The sequence below is a fragment of the Streptomyces sp. NPDC002602 genome (assembly GCF_042889445.1).
GTDB lineage: Bacteria > Actinomycetota > Actinomycetes > Streptomycetales > Streptomycetaceae > Streptomyces.
Window position 1 is genome coordinate 250057 of the sequence record NZ_JBIAQX010000006.1, and the last position, 17693, is coordinate 267749.

Here is a 17693-nt window from a genome sequence, read left to right on the forward strand (position 1 = left end):
GGTGGCCCCGCGCACGGGCGCGCGCGGAGTTCGCGGCACCGGTGCTCCCGCCGTGTGTTCCGGGGAGGTGGGGATGCCGCGTCAGGCTGCGAGGGCGAGGCCGGCCGGTGGGCCGCGCCTGATCACCGTGTGCTGGAGGGCCTCGCGCCCGGTCGCCGCGACCGGGGCGGCCGCGGTCCGACGGGTCCGGGGGGTACGGGAGGACGTCCCGAGGAGCCCGTGGCCGAGGACGCGTACGAGGGCCAGCGCGGCGCGCAGCGGACGTACGGGGTCGGCTTCGGCGGAGAGCCGGGAGAGTTCGACGAGCCGGAACAGCGCGGCGTCGCCGCGCCCGAGGAGCCAGCCCGCGGCGAGGGCGGCCAACAGGTGGCCGAGGATCATGGCGGGGCTGAACAGTCCGGTCGCCGGGACGGCGGCGGCCTGGGCGGCGTGCGCGTGGGCCATGTGGCCCTGCGCGGCGGCCTGCTCGGCCATCGCGGCCGGGTCCAGGCCGGCGCTCACCAGGATCCGCCGGGCGTCGGCCGGGTTGATCGGAACGGAGTTGCCGCCGCAGACCAGCCGGGCGGCGAGCGCCGCGAGCGAGGAGTCGGACAGGGCGGGCTCCGCCGCCGAGGCGGCGCTGTGCTGGCCGAGGCCGAAGACCGCGTGGAGTCCCAACTGGCCGACGGTGAGCCCGGCGGCGATGCCGGGCAGCGAGCGCCGGCGGCCGGCGAGCGGCGCCGCGACCGCGAGGACGGCGAGGAAGCCGATGCCGAGGGCCCACCAGGGGACGGTGGCGCAGGACGCCAGGGCGTGCCCGACGGCGGACAGCACGACGCAGACCGCGGCGAACACCGCGGCCCGGATCGTCCGGAGGCCTGCTCCGGCCTGCGTCGTGTGGGGGGCAGTCATGGCCGGGTCATCATCGCACTGCCCCCGGGCGGCCGATACGGCAGGTCCGGAAGGTCCCGTGCGTCCCCCGGGAGGGCTGTGTGGGTGGTCGGAGAGGGCGCGTGTCGGCGAGGGCCTCGCCACGCCGTACACCGCCGCCCGGGAGCGCCACATCGGCCGAATGAGCGCTCTGTCCGCTCTCGGGGGCTTACGGCCGACCTCGGGCGGCAATAGGTAACCGTATGAGCATCTGGTGGTCTCTCCACTTGAGGCGCGAAGCCGCGAGCGTGCCGCTCGCCCGGCGGTTGCTGCTGGGGACGATGGAGACCGCGGGGGTGGATCCGGACATTTCCTTCGACCTGTCGGTGGCGCTGAGCGAGGCGTGCGCGAACGCGGTCGAGCACGGTGGCCCGGCGTCGGCCGCCTGCTCCGGCGGCGGACCGGTCCCGGAGGAGTGGGCGGCGTACCGGGTCACGGCGTACCTGGACGGGGACCGTTGCCGCATCGAGGTGACGGACTCGGGCCCGGGTTTCCCTCCCACGACGGTCGAGGGGCACGCATTCCCGCGGGTCGGGTCCTCGGAGAAGGAACACGGCCGCGGCTTGTGGCTGATCACGGAACTCGCCGACCACGTCCGCTTCGGCAACGGGCCGGGACGGGGCGCGGTGGTCAGCTTCGACAAGATCCTCAAGTGGCGTGACGGCGCCCTGTTGAAGGCTTCGTAGGAGCGGGGACCGAAATCCCGGCGGTACGGCCGGGGTTCCGGTCCGTCCCGGGACACACCGGTGGGCGGGACCCTGTGAGGGTCCCGCCCACCGGCGTCAGACGAATGTCAGCCCTTGAGGCGCGCCATCCAGGCCTCGACCTCGACCGAGGTGCGGGGCAGTCCGGCGGAGAGGTTCCGGTTGCCGTCCTCGGTGACGATGATGTCGTCCTCGATCCGGACGCCGATGCCGCGGTACTCCTCGGGCACGGTCAGGTCGTCGGCCTGGAAGTACAGACCGGGCTCGACCGTCAGGCACATGCCGGGCTCCAGCGTGCCGTCCACGTACGCCTCGGTGCGCGCGGCCGCGCAGTCGTGGACGTCCATGCCGAGCATGTGGCCGGTGCCGTGCAGGGTCCAGCGGCGCTGGAGCCCCAGCTCCAGGACGCGCTCGACCGGGCCTTCCAGCAGGCCCCACTCGACGAGCTTCTCGGCGAGCACGTGCTGCGAGGCATCGTGGAAGTCGCGGAACTTCGCGCCCGGCTTGACGGCGGCGATGCCGGCTTCCTGGGACTCGTAGACCGCGTCGTAGATCTTGCGCTGGATGTCGGTGTAGGTGCCGTTGATCGGCAGGGTGCGCGTCACGTCGGCGGTGTAGAGGGAGTGGGTCTCCACGCCGGCGTCGAGCAGCAGCAGGTCGCCGGAGCGGACGTCACCGTCGTTGCGGACCCAGTGCAGGGTGCAGGCGTGCGGGCCGGCGGCGCAGATGGAGCCGTAGCCGACGTCGTTGCCCTCGACGCGGGCACGGAGGAAGAAGGTGCCCTCGATGTAGCGCTCGGAGGTGGCCTCGGCCTTGTCGAGCACCTTCACGACGTCCTCGAAGCCGCGGACGGTGGAGTCGACGGCCTTCTGCAGCTCGCCGATCTCGAAGTCGTCCTTCACCGCGCGGGCCTCGGAGAGGTAGACGCGCAACTGCTCGTCGAGCTCCTTGGTGACCTTGTCGGTCAGGGCGGTCTCGATGACGGGGTCGTGGCCGCGGACGTTGCGGACCGGACCCTCCGCCTCGGCGAGGGCCTCGGCGAGTTCGCGGACGTCCTTGGCGGGGATGCCCAGCAGTTGCTCGGCCTCGGCGAGGGAGTGGCGGCGGCCGACCCACAGCTCGCCCTGGCCGGACAGCCAGAACTCGCCGTTCTCGCGGTCGGAGCGGGGCAGGAGGTAGACGGTCGCGGTGTGGCCGGTCTCGCCCGCGGGCTCCAGGACGAGAACGCCGTTCTCGGTCTGGTCACCGGTGAGGTACGCGTACTCGGTCGAGGCACGGAAGGGGTACTCGGTGTCGTTCGACCGGGTCTTGAGCCGTCCGGCGGGGACGACCAGGCGCTCGCCGGGGAAGCGCGCGGACAGTGCGGCGCGACGGGAGGCGGTGTGCGCGGCCTGGGCGATCGGCTCCAGTCCACGCAGCTCCGTGTCGGCCCAGCCGGTGCGCATGCTTTCCGCGAGTTCCTCGCTGACGCCCGGGTACAGCCCGTTCTTGCGCTGCTTGTGCTTCTTCTTGGGCTGCTCTTCTTCCGGGGTCTCCGGGGTGAGCTCGTCAGCCACGTCATCTCCTCAGCTACGACATGCAAGGACCGGGTACGGACCTCGTCCATCGTATGTGTGAGCGGAAGATGCCCGGCAGGCTATGTGACAAATCAGTCAAACCGGGCGGCGAGCAGGACGACGTCCTCGGTGGCGTTCTCCCCTGATACCGGTGTGGCCTCCCCTTCCGGCAGGACGGTGCGCAGGATGTGGTCGCAGATCGCCGCCGGATCGTCGCGAGCGGCGCGGGGGACTCCCGCGGCCGCCGCGTGCAGCCGGGCGTACGCGCGGTCCATGGGGTCGCCGGTGCGCCGCAGCAGTCCGTCGGTGTAGAGCAGCACCGTTTCTCCGGGGGCCGGTTCGATTTCCACGCTCGGCGCCTCCCAGCAGGCCAGCATCCCGAGCGGCGCGGAGAGCGAGGTCTCCACGTACTCGGTCCGCCGCTCGCCGATGAGCAGGGGCGGGGTGTGCCCCGCGCCGGCCAGGATGATCTTCCGGGCGGCCGGCTCGCAGTAGGCGAAGAGCGCGGTGGCCGAGCGCGCGGGCTCCGTCAGCCGCAGCAACAGCTCCAGGTCGGAGAGGACCGCGACGGGGTCCTCCCCCTCCATGACGGCGTACGCGCGCAGGGAGGCCCGTAGGCGACCCATCGCGGCGAGGGCGCTCGGGCCGGCGCCGGTGACGGAGCCCACGGCCAGGCCCATGGCCCCCTCGGGCAGCGGCAGTGCGTCGTACCAGTCGCCGCCGCCGCGCGGGCCGGTGTGGTGCCGGGCCGCGAGCTGAACGCCGGGGATCCGGGGCAGCCGGCTGGGCAGCAGCTCCTCGGCGATGATGGCCAGGCGGGAGCGGGAACGCTCCACCTCCACCATGCGGGCCAGGTGCTCGGCGGCGTGCCGGACGTACAGCCCGGCGAGGTCGCGCCGGCGGTCGCTCGGCTCGGCCTGTTCGTCGTAGAGCCAGACGGCCGCGCCGAGTCGACCGGTGGCCTCGGCGGTCAGCGGCAGCGCGTAGCTGGCCGCGTAGCCGAGTCGGGCGGCGACCTCGCGGTGGCGCGGGTCCACCGGGACGCCGAACCCGCCGGCGCCGGGGACCTCGTCGGGTTCGGGGAGCACCTCGGAGCCGCCGTGCGCGTCCGGGAGGCCGTCCAGGATGCGGCCGTACGAGGTGGCGCTGCGCGGCACCGTCTCGATGTGGCCGAGGTCGGCGTGGCCGAGGCCGAGGCCGATCGTGGTGGTGGGGCCGAGCCCGTCGGAGGGTTCCAGCACGACCAGGCCGCGCCGGGCGCCGACCAGCGCGGCCCCGGCACGCAGGAATTCCCGCAGGGAGGAGTCGAGGTCGACGGCCCGGGCGAGGCGTTCGGTGAGTTCGTGGAGGGTGGTGAGGTCGGAGACCATGCCCGCCAAGCGGTCCTGGATGACGCTGCTCGCGGCAGGCGGAGGGGCCTGGGCGGGGGTGCTGCGTGCGGGCGTGGGCGAGGCAGTGTGCGGTGACGCTGTAACTGCTGGATCGATTCCAGCCACTTTCGGCAGATGCGGGGCGCTCATGGCGTCCGCCTTTCCACCTGGTGCGATTCGCCATATAGCATCGCAAACCCCCAGATCGTGCTGCGCCGCCATCAATGGATCCACATCTACACGCACACGAGGAGCGATGTCCAGCATTGCCCAGGTGGTAATCCTGGTGTCCGTGAGACTGCAACTCACTGTGCGGCCAAGGCTAAAACTTGGCCGGAAAGAGCGGGAACCGGACGGTTTTTGCGATCGACTGGGCGGGCGTCACTGCGGGCTCGGGTACGTAATCGGTGGTGGCCGGGGCGAGTTGACACCTTCCGGCGCCCGCCGGGAACCGCCCGGCGCAGCCCGTCGTCCTTAGCGGCGGCAGCCGGCCTCGGCCCGGTGCGGGTCGCGTTCCACCCCCGCCGGACGTTTGATGGACCCGTAAGAAAACTGCACGAACCGTGTGAACCTGCTTCTGGCGGACAGTGACGCGCAACGTGTACGTGTGGTGAGACACCGCTTACCTGGTGTGATGTGGCCCTCGGCGTTCAACGGAAAGGAACGAGCGCTCATGCGCGAGATCCTCGGAAGGCGTCTCCAGCGGCTCCGCGATCGCTTGAAAACCCTGCGACCGACCTCCCCCGCCGACCGGATCCCGGACGGCGGCACTCCTTCTCTCCTCGACGCGGCTCTCGTGTGTGCCGCCGATTGGCAGTGGCCCGTGCTGCCCGGCGTGGGCCGGGCCGGCGCCGACGGCCTGCGCTGTGCCTGCCCTGATCCCGACTGTGTGGTGCCCGGCGCCCATCCCTTCGACCCGGGGCTGCTCGCGGCCACCACCGACCCCCGGATGGTGGCCTGGTGGTGGGCCAGGAGGCCGGCCGCTCCCGTGCTCATGGCCACCGGCGGGGCCGCTCCGTGTGCGGTGAGCCTGCCCGCCACCGCCGCCGCACGAGCCGTCGCACGGCTGGACGCGCAGGGCATGCGGCTCGGTCCGATCGTCGCGACGCCGACCAGGTGGTCCCTTCTGGTGGCGCCGTATTCGTTGGAACGGCTCGGTGAACTCCTGTACGCCAAGGACCACGTGCCCTCCTCGCTGCGCTTCCACGGCGAGGGCGGCTACCTGTTGCTGCCCCCGTCCGTCGCGTCCGGCGGTGGACAGGTGTGTTGGAACCGGGAGCCGGAGGTGGGCCCCGACGGCATCTGGCTGCCCGAGGTGGAGGCCGTCGTGGACGCGCTGGTGGAGGCGAGCAGTGGAGCGCCGGGCGGCGGCAGCCGGTTGGCGTACTGACCGACGCCCGGTCCCCGAACGTCGATCTCCGCCCGGGAGATCACTCGTACGGGTGCCGGCTGGGCGAGTTTCCAAGGGAATTGGGCGCGGGGATCTCCGCGCCCCTTTCCCGCCTCGCTATCTTCGGCGAATGAATCTCCGCCTGATCGGTATCGGCGCCGGTGTGCTGATCATCTTGTCGCTTCCCCTCGCGGGGGCGATCGCCGGGCCGGATTTCGCCGGTCAGGATGACGGAAAGGGCGGCGGGTTGCTCTCCACGCTCGGCCTTTCGGAGTCGTCCCGGACCAAGGGAAAACCGTCGCCCGCGGCCCGTCCCGCACGGCCCGGACCACCCGTGCAGCCGCGTACGGATGCCCGGTGCGGTCCCGAAGTCTCCTCGCCGCACGGCGTGGAGGCACAGACCTGCGTCCTGGTCGGCGAAGGCAGTACGTGGGGCCGCAGTTACTACCGCAACACCAGTGGCCGCGCTCTGGACGCAGTCCTGACGCTGATGGGGCCGGCGGGGCGCACCGTGCAGATCCGCTGCGCCGTCGGGTCGGGTGACGAGCCGGGGCTGTGCGAAACACCGCGTGACGACTCTGCGGGAGGGCCGGAAGGCTACTCGGCCGTGGCGGAGTTTGCAGTTCCGGATGATGAAGGGGCGTTGCTGCTGAGGTCCGGGAGCAACTCACCGGCACCGGGCGACGGTTGAACATCGCCTGAAATGGAAGGGCCCGGTCGCTGGCGACGGGGGATGCACCAGCGACCGGGCTACAAGAACGGTAACAAGAGATCGCCTGTTCGCAAATTCGATCTCTGATATTCGGACACGGATTTGCAGGCGATTAGCGGGAGTTGTGACTCCAGTCACCGGTCCTGCGGGCGCGCGAGGGTCAGCTGAGCGTGACCTGGCGGTTCGTGAGCCCGGCGCGTGCCCGACGCTCCTCCGTGGTCAGGGGTGCCTCCGTGGCCAGGGCCGCGGCCAGGCGTTCCGCGAGCTCCGCGGCGGGCTTCTCGACGTCGTCGGCCGAGACGCCGGTGGGCAGGTCCCAGACGGGAACCATCAGGCCGTGGGCACGGAAGGAACCGACGAGCTTGGTGCCTTCACCGAGGGAGGAGGTGCCGGCGGCGTGCAGCCGTGCCAGCGCGTCGAGCAGCTTCTCCTCGGGGTGGGGCATGACCCAGCGCAGGTGGTTCTTGTCCGGCGTCTCGCACCAGTAGGCCGCGTCCACGCCGGCCAGCTTGACGGTGGGAATGGCGGCGGCGTTGGCGCGTTCCAGCGAGGCGGCGATCTCCGGAGAGGCGTTCTGGGCGTTCTCCGCATCCGGAATCCAGAATTCGAAACCACTGTGGACGTCCGGCTCGAAAACGCTGTCCGTGTCCAGGAGATCCTGAAGTCGCGGACCCTCGGCCGGGACCCGGCGGGCGGGGATCGGAGTACCCGGCTCCGCCACCAGCGCGCGCTCCAGCGTGTCGGCCATGTCCCGGGCGAGGTCACCGGTGGTCGAGTCGTTCTGCAGGCCGAGGAGGACGGAGCCGTCCTCGCGGCGCAGGGCCGGCCAGGCCATCGGCAGCACGGTCACCAGCGTGACCGAGGGAACGCCCTCGGGCAGGCCGCCCTTGAGGGTCAGCGGGATGGTCGCGGCGGGTACCAGCTCGCGCAGCGCGACCCAGTCGCACTCGCCGGGCAGGCCCTCGAAGGGGCGCCGCACGTGCTCGGTCACGGCGTGCGCGGCGGCCGCGCCGTGGCAGGCCTTGTAGCGGCGCCCGGATCCGCAGGGACAAGGCTCGCGGGCACCCACCACGGGGATCTCCCCGTTGTTGAGCTGCGGCGTGCGCTGCGACTTCGCGTTCTTCGCGGCGGGGCGCTTCTTTGCCATCGTGGGTGTCTCCCGGTTGCGGCGGTACGGCGGTTTTCTGGGCGCGAGCCTAGCCGTTCACACCGCCGGAACCTGTGGGGTGCGGCCGGGAGCACGGTCGGTGTGCGCTCCCTGAGCTCCCCGCGGTCGCCTTCGCCGCCGCCGGTCGCCCGGGTTCCCGGCGCCGGGCAGCGCGCGCGAGCGCCCGGGGGCGTGGGGTGCCCGGGCGCGCGCTCGGTGACTCGTGACCAGGGGGCCCGGGACGGGACCGGGACTCAGTGACTCAGGTCGTCGAAGGCCGTTCCGAAGTCGATCGCCGGTGCCGTGACGCGCGTAGCGAAGTCCTCGTGCCGGGTCCCACAGGCAACGACCACCCATACGGTGACCTCACCCGCCGCCCCGTCCCGGACACCCCAGTCCTGGGCCAGCGCGCTGATGATGTTCAGCCCCCGGCCGCCCCGCGCGGTGACCGACGGTGTCGAGGGGATCGGGCGGGTGGGCCCGCCGCCGTCCGTGACCTCGACCGTCAGTCGTCCCGCCCCGTCGACGCGCCACGCGGCGCGTATCTCCCCGTCCCCGACCTCCCGGGATCCCAGCGGCCGGCCGTGGCGGCAGGCGTTGCTGAGGAGTTCGGAAAGGATGAGTACGGCATCGTCCACGACGGATTCGGGCAGTCCGCCGATCCGCAACTGTTCGCGCATGCGGCGTCTTGCCTCGCCTACGCCCGCAGGACCGTGGCGTACGTCCATGCACCACGACGTGGGCACTTCGTGTGCCATCACCAACGCCACCCCCGGAACCTCCTTAGCCCCACGCCAAGGTCTGGATGCCCCAATGGCCTGGACCGGAAACCGTTCATGAAGTGCCCTCTGGCGCATTCACGAGGACAAATGCGGAGCGGATGCGCCGGGGCACACCCTGTGACGGCTGGGGTTTCTGTGGCGGGTGGGCAAAACGGGACGTCAGCGCCCGAGTTGTGAAAGAACTTGGCGCGGTCTGTTCGTGATGATTGCTTCTACACCCAGGTCCGCGCAGAGCTGAACGTCCGAGGGTTCGTTCACGGTCCATACGTGAACCGAGTGTCCCGCCGACTGGAGCTTTCGGATGTAACCGGGATGGTTGCGCACGATGCGCATTCCGGGTCCGGCGATGCTCACGCCGGCCGGCAGCCGGCCGTCCCGCATGCGCGGCGAGATGAACTGCATCAGGTACACGGTCGGGATCGTCGGCGCGGACGCCCGCACCCGGTGCAGCGAGCGTGCGGAGAAGCTCATGACGCGGACCGGGTGCGGGCCCTCGACGGGCGGGGCGTCCAGCCCGAAGCGCTTGAGGAGGAAGAGGAGCCGCTCTTCCACCTGTCCGGCCCAGCGGGTCGGGTGCTTCGTCTCGATCGCCAGTTGCACGGGCCGCCCGGCGTCGGAGACCAGTTCCAGCAGTCGCTCCAGGGTGAGCACGGAGGTGCGCTCGGGATCGGCGTCCCAGTCCGGCGACTCCTCGCGGTCCTTCCAGGAGCCGAAGTCGAGGGCCGCGAGATCGGCCAGCTCCAGGGCGGACACCGCGCCGCGGCCGTTGGAGGTGCGGTTCACCCGGCGGTCGTGAACCAGGACCAGATGGCCGTCGGCCGTGAGCCGGACGTCACATTCGAGGGCGTCGGCCCCGTCCTCCATGGCCTTTCGGTAGGCGGCCAGGGTGTGCTCGGGGGCGTCCTCCGAGGCACCGCGGTGGGCGACGACCTGGATGGGGAGCGGCGTTGCGTGGGTCACGGGGTCATGGTGCCACCGCGGCGGCCCCGCACGGCGTGGCGAGCTTGCGGATGCGCCCGAAATGCCGGGGATAAAGGATGGGGGGAGACGCACAGGTCCGGCTTACAGTGCTCTGACGGGTCATGGGAAAGGCTTTGCACTGGAACTTGTGCGGCACGTCGAACGTTCAGTCGGACCGGTATCGCCAGATATTTCCAGAACCAGAAGCCGTGTTTTGACGAGGAGAGAGCGCTGTGAGCACAGAGAACGAGGGCACCGCGGCCCAGACGCCCCCCGCGGCCCCTTCCGTACCGCCTGCGCCCGTGCCCGCCTCCACCCCCGACCCGGCCGCCGAGCACGCGGCGCCGCGGCCCGCTGACGCCGTTCCCCCTGCCCCCGCGACCCCGCCGCCGCCGGCCGGCGCGCCCGGCCCCGAGCCGACGCAGCGGCTTCCGCACACCCCGGGCGGGCCTGTGGCCCCCGGGTACGCCCAGGACCAGGGATACGCCCAGGCGCCCTACGGGCAGCCCCCGGCCGCCCACGGTGCCGAGGGCTGGCCCCCGCCGCCGCCCACCGTTCCCTCCTACGCCGACGGCGGACACGGCGGTGGCGGCTGGGGAGTGCCCCTGACCACGGACGGCCCCCCGCCCAAGCCCAAGGGCCGGGGCGGCCTGATCGCGGGTGTGCTCGCGGCCGCCCTCATCGCGGGCGGTGTCGGCGGCGGCATCGGCTACTGGGCCTCGGAGCGTTCGCACGACGGCTCGGGTTCCACCACCATCAGCGCCAGCACCCCGAAGGACCTCAAGCGGGAGGCGGGCTCCGTCGCCGGTCTGGCGGCGGGGGCGCTGCCGAGCGTGGTGACCATCGAGGCGAAGGCCGGGGACGGCGAGGGCGGCACGGGCACCGGCTTCGTCTACGACGAGCAGGGCCACATCCTCACCAACAACCACGTGGTGGCCTCCGCGGCCAATGGCGGCAAGCTCTCCGCGACCTTCTCCAACGGCAAGCGGTTCGAGGCCGAGGTCATCGGCCGGGCCGAGGGCTACGACGTGGCCGTGCTCAAGCTGAAGAACCCGCCGGCCGGACTCAAGCCGCTGGCGCTGGGCGACTCCGACAAGGTGGCCGTCGGCGACTCGACCATCGCGATCGGCGCCCCCTTCGGCCTGTCCAACACGGTCACCACCGGCATCGTCAGCGCCAAGAACCGCCCCGTGGCCTCCGGTGACGGCTCCAGCGGCAAGAACTCGTACATGAGCGCGCTGCAGACGGACGCCTCGATCAACCCCGGCAACTCCGGTGGCCCGCTCCTCGATGGCCGCGGCGCGGTCATCGGCATCAACTCCGCGATCCAGTCGGCCGGGAACGGCGGCTTCGGCGGTGGTCAGGCCGGTTCGATCGGGCTCGGCTTCGCCATCCCGATCAACCAGGCGAAGAACGTCGCCGAGTCGCTGATCAAGACGGGCAAGCCGGTCTACCCGGTGATCTCGGTCTCCGTCGACCTCCAGGCCAAGACGGAGGGCGCCAAGATCTCCGAGTCCGGCGCTCCCGCCAACGAGCTGGTCGACCCGAACGGGCCGGCGGGCAAGGCGGGCCTCAAGCCCGGCGACATCATCACCCAGCTCGGCGACAAGCCGATCGACAGCGGCCCGACCCTGATCAGCGAGATCTGGACGTACAAGCCGGGCGACACGGTGAAGCTGACCTACCTGCGCGGCGGCAAGCCGAGCACCGTGGACATCACCCTCGGCTCGCGGACCGGGGACAAGTAGCACCCACGCACCCACGACCCGGACCGGGCTCCGTTCGAGCGGCTCTGCTCGACGGGTGCTGGACGCCGGCTTGATGGAGAGGGGCCGCAGGCGCGATTAAGCCTGCGGCCCCTCCCAACGTCCGCTTATGCTTTGGGCGTGTTCGATTCCCGGCACATACGGACATTCCACGAAGTGGTCGCCTCCGGTTCGTACTCGGCCGCCGCGCGGGCCCTCGGATACACCCAGCCCGCGATCACCCAGCAGATGAAGGCGCTCGAACGGGCCGTCGGCACGCCGCTGTTCACCCGTATCGGCCGCACGATGCGACTCACCGAGGCCGGCCGGTCGCTGGCCAGGCACGCCGACTCCATCCTCGGCAGCCTCTCCGCCGCCGAGGCCCAACTGAAGGCGTACGCGCGCCTGAGCACCGGCCGGGTCAGGGTCTGCGGGTTCCCCAGCGCCAATGTCACCCTCGTCCCGGAAGCGCTCAGCGGGCTGGCCGCTTCCCATCCGGGCATCCAGGTCGAACTGCTGGAGGGGGAGCCACCGGAGTCGCTGCGCAGGCTGCAACGCGGCGAGTGCGACATCACGCTGGCCTTCACCTATCCCGGACTGCGCGAGGAGGTTCCGGAGGAGGTCGACGAGGTCAGGCTGCTGGAGGACCAACTGACGGTGCTCCTGCCGACCGGGCATCCGCTGGCCAGGCGCCGGGCCGTGCACCTGGCCGATCTGGCCGAGGAGCGGTGGATCGCCGGGTGCCCGCGCTGCCGGGCGAATCTGCTGCACGAGTGCGCGGAGCTCGGCTTCGTTCCCGACATCCGGTTCGCGACCGACGACAACCTGGTGGTGCAGAGCCTGGTCGCGCAGGGTCTGGGCGTGGCGATGATGCCCGCCCTCGTCCTGCCGTCACTGGCCCTCACCCGGGTCTGCGGGCGGGCCCTCCAGCCGGCGGCCCGCCGTCACATCTCCGCGTACGTGTACCGGGACCACCTGAGGATTCCCGCGACGGCCGTGGTGTTGGACGAGCTGAAGCGGGTGGCGTCGAACCGGGTCGGCTGCTGACGGCAGGCGTGATCACCCGACCCAACCCATAAGCAGTACTTGGGATTTCGGGTGAGAACTGTCGTTGGACGTGATCGGTGGGCTGTTCGACGCTGCCCCTATGACCACCACCACGCCGGCCAGAACGACCGCGAGGATGGCCGCCCTCGTCAGTGAGATCCGTACGGTAGTGGAACGCGGGCTCGCCCCCGACCTGACCGCCTACCTGGTCGGCGAGCGGATCGCCCCGCACCTGGGGGCGTCCGACCTGCTCACCCCCGAACAGTGCGAGGGGCATTCGGACCGGTACCGGCAGCACATCCTGCACGCGGAGCCCGACGGCAGCTTCTCGGTGGTGGCACTGGTGTGGCTGCCGGGTCAGGAGACGTCCATCCACGACCACGTCTCGTGGTGCGTGGCCGGCGTCCACCAAGGCGCGGAGAGCGAGCGCCGCTACCGGCTCGCCCCGGCGACGGGCACGTACGGCGCCCGACTGGTGCCCACCGAAGAGGTGGTCAACGATCAGGGGGACGTCTGCGGGTTCGCCCCGCCCGGCGACATCCACCAGGTCCGCAACTCCTGTCGTACGACGGCGATATCCCTCCACGTCTACGGCGCCGACGTCTCCCGCCTGGGCAGCAGCGTCCGCCGTGTCTACACCCTCCCGGCCGACTGATGGCCCTGTTGCACCGCCCCGTCCACCGACCCGGGCGGGCACGCGTTGTTTCACGTGAAACATCGTCGCCCTGGCCGGGGTTGGGGCTGGCCGTCGCGGGCGCCTTCGTGGCCTGGTGCGTCCACCGGTTGGTGCCGGCCGTTCCGATGCTGACGGCGGCGGTGGTGCTCGGCATCGCGGTCGCCCACCTCCCGCGTCTGCGGACCGTCGTACGAGGTCCCGCGCGGGCCGGTCTCTCCCTGGCGGGCCGGAGGCTGATGCGGATCGGCATCGTCTTGCTGGGACTCGGTCTCGGCCTGGACCAGGTGCTGGGGCTGGGCTGGGCGACCGTCGCCATGGTGACCGGGGTGGTCGCGGCCACCTTCCTCGGGACCCTCTGGCTGGGGCGCAGGCTCGGACTGCCCGGTGATCAACCGTTGTTGATCGCGACCGGCTACTCGATCTGTGGGGCCTCGGCGATCGGCGCCGTCAGCCAGGTGTCCGGCAGCGACGAGGAGGACGTGGCCTCGTCGGTGGCCCTGGTCACCCTCTGCGGGACGCTGGCCATCGCGGTACTCCCGCTTCTCCAGGACCCGTTGGGGCTGTCCGATCTCGCCTTCGGACGCTGGGTGGGCGCGAGCGTCCACGATGTCGGTCAGGTCGTGGCGACGGCCCAGACGGCGGGACCCGGCGCTCTGGGCGAAGCGGTTCTGGTGAAACTGCTGCGAGTGGCTCTCCTGGCTCCCCTCGTCGCGGCCGTGGCCTTCTCCGTACGGGCCCGGCGGCGCGGGGTGCGCACGGCCTCGGGACGCCGACCCGCCCCGGTGCCCCTGTTCGTCGCCGGGTTCCTGGCGGCCGCAGCGCTGCGTGCGACGGGGGTTCTGCCCGACGTGGCGCTGGAGTGGGCGCACACCGCGCAGGAGGCGCTGCTGGCCGCGGCACTGTTCGGCCTGGGCAGCGCGGTACATCTGCCGACCCTGGCCCGGACCGGGGGACGGGCGGCGCTGCTCGGTCTCGGGGCGTGGGTGGTCGTCGCCGGCGCCTCGTACGCGGGCGTCCTGCTCACGCTCTGACCGGGCGCCGGCGGTGTCCCCTGCAACCCCTCAGGCATTCCGGAACGGCAGCGAGTTGGCCATTTCCTGGCCGGAACCGAACGAACGTTCCGACCGGTGCCTGACATCTCGTACGGCCCGTGCAACCCTGCACCCGATCCGCACCGGCAACTCTTCACCCCCACCCTGCCCGGACCCGACCGGCCCGGGCACGGCAGAAGGAGTCCTGCGTGAATCGTCATCGCACGGCCCTATCGGTTCTCTTGGCCGCGGGCGCCCTGCTGGCCGGCGCCCTGACCGCCGCCACCCCGTCGGTCGCCGCCGACGCCCCCGTCTCGTTCCGGCAGCAACACAGCCGGGGCTTCTGGACCGCCGAGCGCATGCGGTCCGCGATCCCGCTGGACGTCACGGCCGCGCCGGGGACCATCCGTACGGCGCCCTCCCCGGCGGACCGACCCACCCGGGTGGCTCCCACGACCGTTCCCGCCTCACCCACCGCGTTCCCGCAGGCGGGTGGCGCGTGGACGGCCGGTGGGGCGGTGGTGAAGACGTCCGGGCGGGTGTTCTTCACCATGGGCGATCGGACGGCTTCCTGCTCCGGCGACTCGATCACCAGCGCCAACGGAAGCACCGTCATCACCGCCGGGCACTGCGTGAAGTACCAGGGCGCCTGGCACACCAACTGGGTCTTCGTCCCCGCTTACGACAACGGCAGCGCGCCCTTCGGCCAGTGGTCGGCCACGCGCACCTTCGCCACCGCGCAGTGGGCGGCGAGCGAGGACATGAACATGGACGTCGGCCTCGCCGTGGTCGCCCCGCTGAACGGCCAGAGGCTGAGCCAGGTCGTCGGGGCCCAGGGAATCCTGTTCAACGGGGGCTACAACAAGAAGATGTACTCCTTCGGCTTCCCCGCCGCCGCACCGTACGACGGCACCAAGCTCGTGTACTGCAGCGGCAACAGCGGCAAGGACTTCCTGCTCACCAAGGACCACGGGCTGGGCTGCAACATGACCGGTGGCTCCAGCGGTGGCCCCTGGTTCCAGGACTTCAACGAGGCGACCGGGCTCGGCACACAGGTCTCGGTGAACAGCTTCGGATACGTCTTCCTGCCGAACCGGATGTTCGGCCCGTACTTCGGCAATGAGGCCAAAGCGGCGTACGACCAGGCACAGACGGCCTGACCAGCCCCCGCACACCCCCACCGCCCGGTACTCTGTACCGGCCAGGTGGGTTGCCCGAGCGGCCTAAGGGAACGGTCTTGAAAACCGTCGTGGCAGCGATGTCACCGTGGGTTCAAATCCCACACCCACCGCACCAGGTCAGACGGCGTTCTGATCAGAAGGGGCGCCCCTCGCGAGGGGCGCCCCTTCGTCGTCCGCGCGGTGGGCCCGGGCGGTGTCCGGTATGGCGTCGCGGGCAACGGCGACGTCGAGTGCCGTGCCCCGGATGCCGATCTGGTACCCGCCGTCCCGCCATCCCGGCGGCCGTTGCGCGGTGTCGCTTCGGGGCCGTCCACCAGGGCGTTTCGCGGTCCCAGAAGGGCGGTTTAGGCCTTCTGAGTGGTGTTTGTCGGAAGATCGGCGCGCGTGATGGAGGCGTTCCGGTTGCGCACACATCATGGCGAATGTATTCAGATCGGCCCTTCGGAACATCGCGAAATGAGGCAACCCGTCATGGCAAACCGCAGTAGCGTCACGTCCATCTGGACCGCCGTCCTCGCCGCACTCGTGGCACTCCTCGCCGCTCTCGGCCTCGGCGCCAAGGTGGCCCCGGCCGCCTCCGCCACCGTCTCCGCGCCGGTGGTTCCGACCACCACCGTGCGTCGGCCGGCCGTGATGGCCCGGCGGACATGGCGGGCGATGATGCGGGGAGGTTCGCTCCCGCCCACCATCAAGCAGCGGATTCGGGCCGAGGCACACGGCAAGACCCCGTCCGTTCGTCGCTCGACCACTGCCCTCGCCGCCGGGAACGCCGGTACCGCCGTCAGCCCGGTCGACGGTGCCACCCCGCTCGCACCGCTCGCCCCTGCCGCGTCGGTCACCGCAGTCGCCCCCGCCACCTCGGCCGGAACCGCCGCACGAGGCATGGCGCTCGCCGCGTAGTACCCGCCGGGTCGTACACGTGCTCGCGCAATCGCCTGGCCCTGGTAGGGGCCGTGGGCGTCGTGGGTACGGAGCAGCACCGCCCGGACGGGCAGGCGTACGCGCCTACGCCGGGCAGACGGATCAGTGGAGCAGTACAGCCGCAGAGCCGCAGAGCCGCAGAGCCGCAGGGCCACGGAGCCGCAGGGCCACGGAGCCACACAGCGGTACGGCACGGCGGTCAGGCAGTAAGGCGACACGGCGACAAGGTGGTACGGCAGGACGGCAGGACGGTGGTACGGCAGCGCGGCCATTCGGCGAGACGTCGAGGGGCCAGGGGTGGCAGTCCGTGAAGCCGGGAGTACGGAAGAGCATCGCCTAGGCAGTCCGGCGGCAGCGAGCCAACCTCGCATGGCAGCGGAGCGGTACGGCGCGTACGGCACCGATGTCAGGAGGCCGGCAAGGCAGCGCGGCCACGAGGCCGAGCGGCAGGACGCACCACACGGCGCACGACGGAGGCGCCCGACAGGGCGGGCCACAAGGCAATGGCAACAAGAGCCACGAGCCGAACGACAAGACAAGCGACGCGACGAACGACAAGGCAGACGGCAAGACGGCAAGACGGCAAGACGGCAAGACGGCAAGACGAACGTGAGGACAAGAGACACGACGAGCGCCGAGACGACGGCGCGGCGGAACGTTCACGCGGTGGCGCGAGGCGCTGCCGGCGCGACAGCAGCCGGCGCGGTGGTACGACGGCAGCACGTGGAGTGAGTGGAGTGGTAGGCGCTTGAGCCCGGTCGTCACACGACCGCGGATCGCGCCACGGCGTGCCCCGGAGCGGGGCATGGGCGGTTCACCCCGGCGGACGCCGGGGGCGCGCAGGGGGCGCGGAGCTTTGCGCCGCAAGGTGACGCAGGGTCGCGGACCCGGGAGACGGTGGGGTTCCCGGAGGGCGCGGCTCTTTTTGGCATGTCCGGGGTGCGGTGGTTTGGCGGAACGATTCCGCACGGGTGTCGCAGGGGTTTCGAAGCGCGGGGATCCGCTGACCTGGGGCGCTCGGGGCGCGAATGGGGTTTATCCGATGTTGCTCATGCTTGCGGGGGAATCGGCGGCTCCGGGATGGTTCGCCGGGGATTCGGTGGGCAACTCTGGTGTCGCGACGTCGTCACCACACGTTATGACCGGGTCGGTCGGCCAACTGCCCTGGTGTGAAGTCCACTTCGGTTTTCTGGAGGATGAAGACATGGCAAGCATCCGTACCGCCCGCGTCATCGCCGCTGCCGCCGCTCTCCCGCTCGCCGTCGCCCTGTTCGGCGGTGTGGCCGCGGCCGACGACGGCTCGTTCGCGAGCATTGTCGGCAGTGGCGTGGGTGGCAACAACAACGGGAACTCCTCCACCTCGCAGCAGGTCGCCACCGGCTCCGGCGCGTCCAACCAGAACAGCACCGCGCAGGTCAACGGGTCGGCGTTCACCGCGATCGAGCAGCACAACGCGAACCTGGCGGTCAACTTCTTCCCCTTGTTCTGATCCTCGTTCTGATCGTCCGAATGCGGCCTGAGCCGCGACGAGCGTTGAGGGCGTCTGTGTGACCGGACCGGCT

The 17693-nt window shown here is 71.3% G+C and carries 16 protein-coding genes and 1 tRNA gene; 11 read left to right on the plus strand and 6 right to left on the minus strand.

Annotation, left to right across the window (positions count from 1 at the left end; genetic code table 11):
• Positions 1-81: 81 nt before the first annotated feature.
• The gene (locus tag ACFYW3_RS19450; RefSeq protein ID WP_351749908.1) at positions 82-891 is read right to left on the minus strand and encodes a hypothetical protein; all 810 of its coding nucleotides are present in this window, start codon (positions 889-891) and stop codon (positions 82-84) included.
• A 221-nt stretch (positions 892-1112) separates the two neighbouring features.
• Between ACFYW3_RS19450 and ACFYW3_RS19455 the strand changes: the two genes are divergently transcribed.
• Complete coding sequence (locus tag ACFYW3_RS19455; protein WP_351749909.1) at positions 1113-1595, plus strand: ATP-binding protein; 483 nt, start codon at positions 1113-1115, stop codon at positions 1593-1595.
• Positions 1596-1702: 107 nt separating this feature from the next.
• Here ACFYW3_RS19455 and ACFYW3_RS19460 read toward each other — a convergent pair whose 3' ends face one another.
• Together ACFYW3_RS19460 and ACFYW3_RS19465 are read right to left on the minus strand one after the other, a co-directional pair.
• The gene (locus ACFYW3_RS19460) at positions 1703-3169 is read right to left on the minus strand and encodes an aminopeptidase P family protein (RefSeq protein WP_389386859.1); all 1467 of its coding nucleotides are present in this window, start codon (positions 3167-3169) and stop codon (positions 1703-1705) included.
• A gap of 92 nt (positions 3170-3261) precedes the next feature.
• Positions 3262-4806 carry a PP2C family protein-serine/threonine phosphatase gene (locus tag ACFYW3_RS19465; RefSeq protein WP_389386860.1) on the minus strand — a complete coding sequence of 515 codons (1545 nt, stop codon included), beginning with the start codon at positions 4804-4806 and terminating at the stop codon, positions 3262-3264.
• A gap of 406 nt (positions 4807-5212) precedes the next feature.
• On the opposite strand from ACFYW3_RS19465, the gene ACFYW3_RS19470 reads away from it, so the two are divergent.
• Together ACFYW3_RS19470 and ACFYW3_RS19475 are read left to right on the plus strand one after the other, a co-directional pair.
• Positions 5213-5929, plus strand: a complete 717-nt coding sequence (locus tag ACFYW3_RS19470; protein ID WP_389386861.1) for a bifunctional DNA primase/polymerase — start codon at positions 5213-5215, stop codon at positions 5927-5929.
• A 130-nt stretch (positions 5930-6059) separates the two neighbouring features.
• Positions 6060-6620, plus strand: a complete 561-nt coding sequence (locus tag ACFYW3_RS19475; protein ID WP_351749913.1) for a hypothetical protein — start codon at positions 6060-6062, stop codon at positions 6618-6620.
• A 181-nt stretch (positions 6621-6801) separates the two neighbouring features.
• Here the strand turns inward: ACFYW3_RS19475 and ACFYW3_RS19480 are convergent, their stop codons facing one another.
• The 3 genes from ACFYW3_RS19480 to ACFYW3_RS19490 all read right to left on the minus strand — a co-directional run bounded on the left by ACFYW3_RS19480 (position 6802) and on the right by ACFYW3_RS19490 (position 9530).
• Positions 6802-7788 (minus strand): DUF5926 family protein, encoded by a 987-nt coding sequence (locus ACFYW3_RS19480; RefSeq protein WP_351749914.1) that lies wholly within the window; start codon positions 7786-7788, stop codon positions 6802-6804.
• Between the two features lie 254 nt (positions 7789-8042).
• Positions 8043-8645 carry an ATP-binding protein gene (locus ACFYW3_RS19485; protein WP_351749915.1) on the minus strand — a complete coding sequence of 201 codons (603 nt, stop codon included), beginning with the start codon at positions 8643-8645 and terminating at the stop codon, positions 8043-8045.
• An 84-nt stretch (positions 8646-8729) separates the two neighbouring features.
• Positions 8730-9530 (minus strand): glycerophosphodiester phosphodiesterase, encoded by an 801-nt coding sequence (locus tag ACFYW3_RS19490; protein ID WP_351749916.1) that lies wholly within the window; start codon positions 9528-9530, stop codon positions 8730-8732.
• A 233-nt stretch (positions 9531-9763) separates the two neighbouring features.
• Here ACFYW3_RS19490 and ACFYW3_RS19495 point away from each other — a divergent pair, with 233 nt between their 5' ends.
• From ACFYW3_RS19495 to ACFYW3_RS19530, 8 genes are all read left to right on the plus strand, one after another.
• Complete coding sequence (locus ACFYW3_RS19495) at positions 9764-11278, plus strand: S1C family serine protease (protein WP_389386862.1); 1515 nt, start codon at positions 9764-9766, stop codon at positions 11276-11278.
• A 138-nt stretch (positions 11279-11416) separates the two neighbouring features.
• Complete coding sequence (locus ACFYW3_RS19500) at positions 11417-12322, plus strand: LysR substrate-binding domain-containing protein (protein ID WP_389386863.1); 906 nt, start codon at positions 11417-11419, stop codon at positions 12320-12322.
• A gap of 100 nt (positions 12323-12422) precedes the next feature.
• Positions 12423-12977 carry a cysteine dioxygenase family protein gene (locus ACFYW3_RS19505; RefSeq protein WP_351749919.1) on the plus strand — a complete coding sequence of 185 codons (555 nt, stop codon included), beginning with the start codon at positions 12423-12425 and terminating at the stop codon, positions 12975-12977.
• A complete protein-coding gene (locus ACFYW3_RS19510; protein ID WP_351749920.1) occupies positions 12977-14029 on the plus strand; it encodes a putative sulfate exporter family transporter in 1053 nt (350 codons plus the stop codon). The genes ACFYW3_RS19505 and ACFYW3_RS19510 overlap by 1 nt, the downstream gene beginning before the upstream one ends.
• 209 nt (positions 14030-14238) lie before the next feature.
• A complete protein-coding gene (locus ACFYW3_RS19515) occupies positions 14239-15189 on the plus strand; it encodes a peptidase (RefSeq protein WP_351749921.1) in 951 nt (316 codons plus the stop codon).
• A gap of 44 nt (positions 15190-15233) precedes the next feature.
• Positions 15234-15320: transfer RNA gene (locus ACFYW3_RS19520), tRNA-Ser, on the plus strand.
• Between the two features lie 361 nt (positions 15321-15681).
• On the plus strand, positions 15682-16110 hold the full coding sequence (locus tag ACFYW3_RS19525) for a DUF6344 domain-containing protein (protein ID WP_351749922.1): 429 nt from the start codon (positions 15682-15684) through the stop codon (positions 16108-16110).
• 1225 nt (positions 16111-17335) lie between these two features.
• A complete protein-coding gene (locus tag ACFYW3_RS19530; RefSeq protein WP_351749923.1) occupies positions 17336-17620 on the plus strand; it encodes a hypothetical protein in 285 nt (94 codons plus the stop codon).
• The last annotated feature ends 73 nt before the right edge of the window (positions 17621-17693 follow it).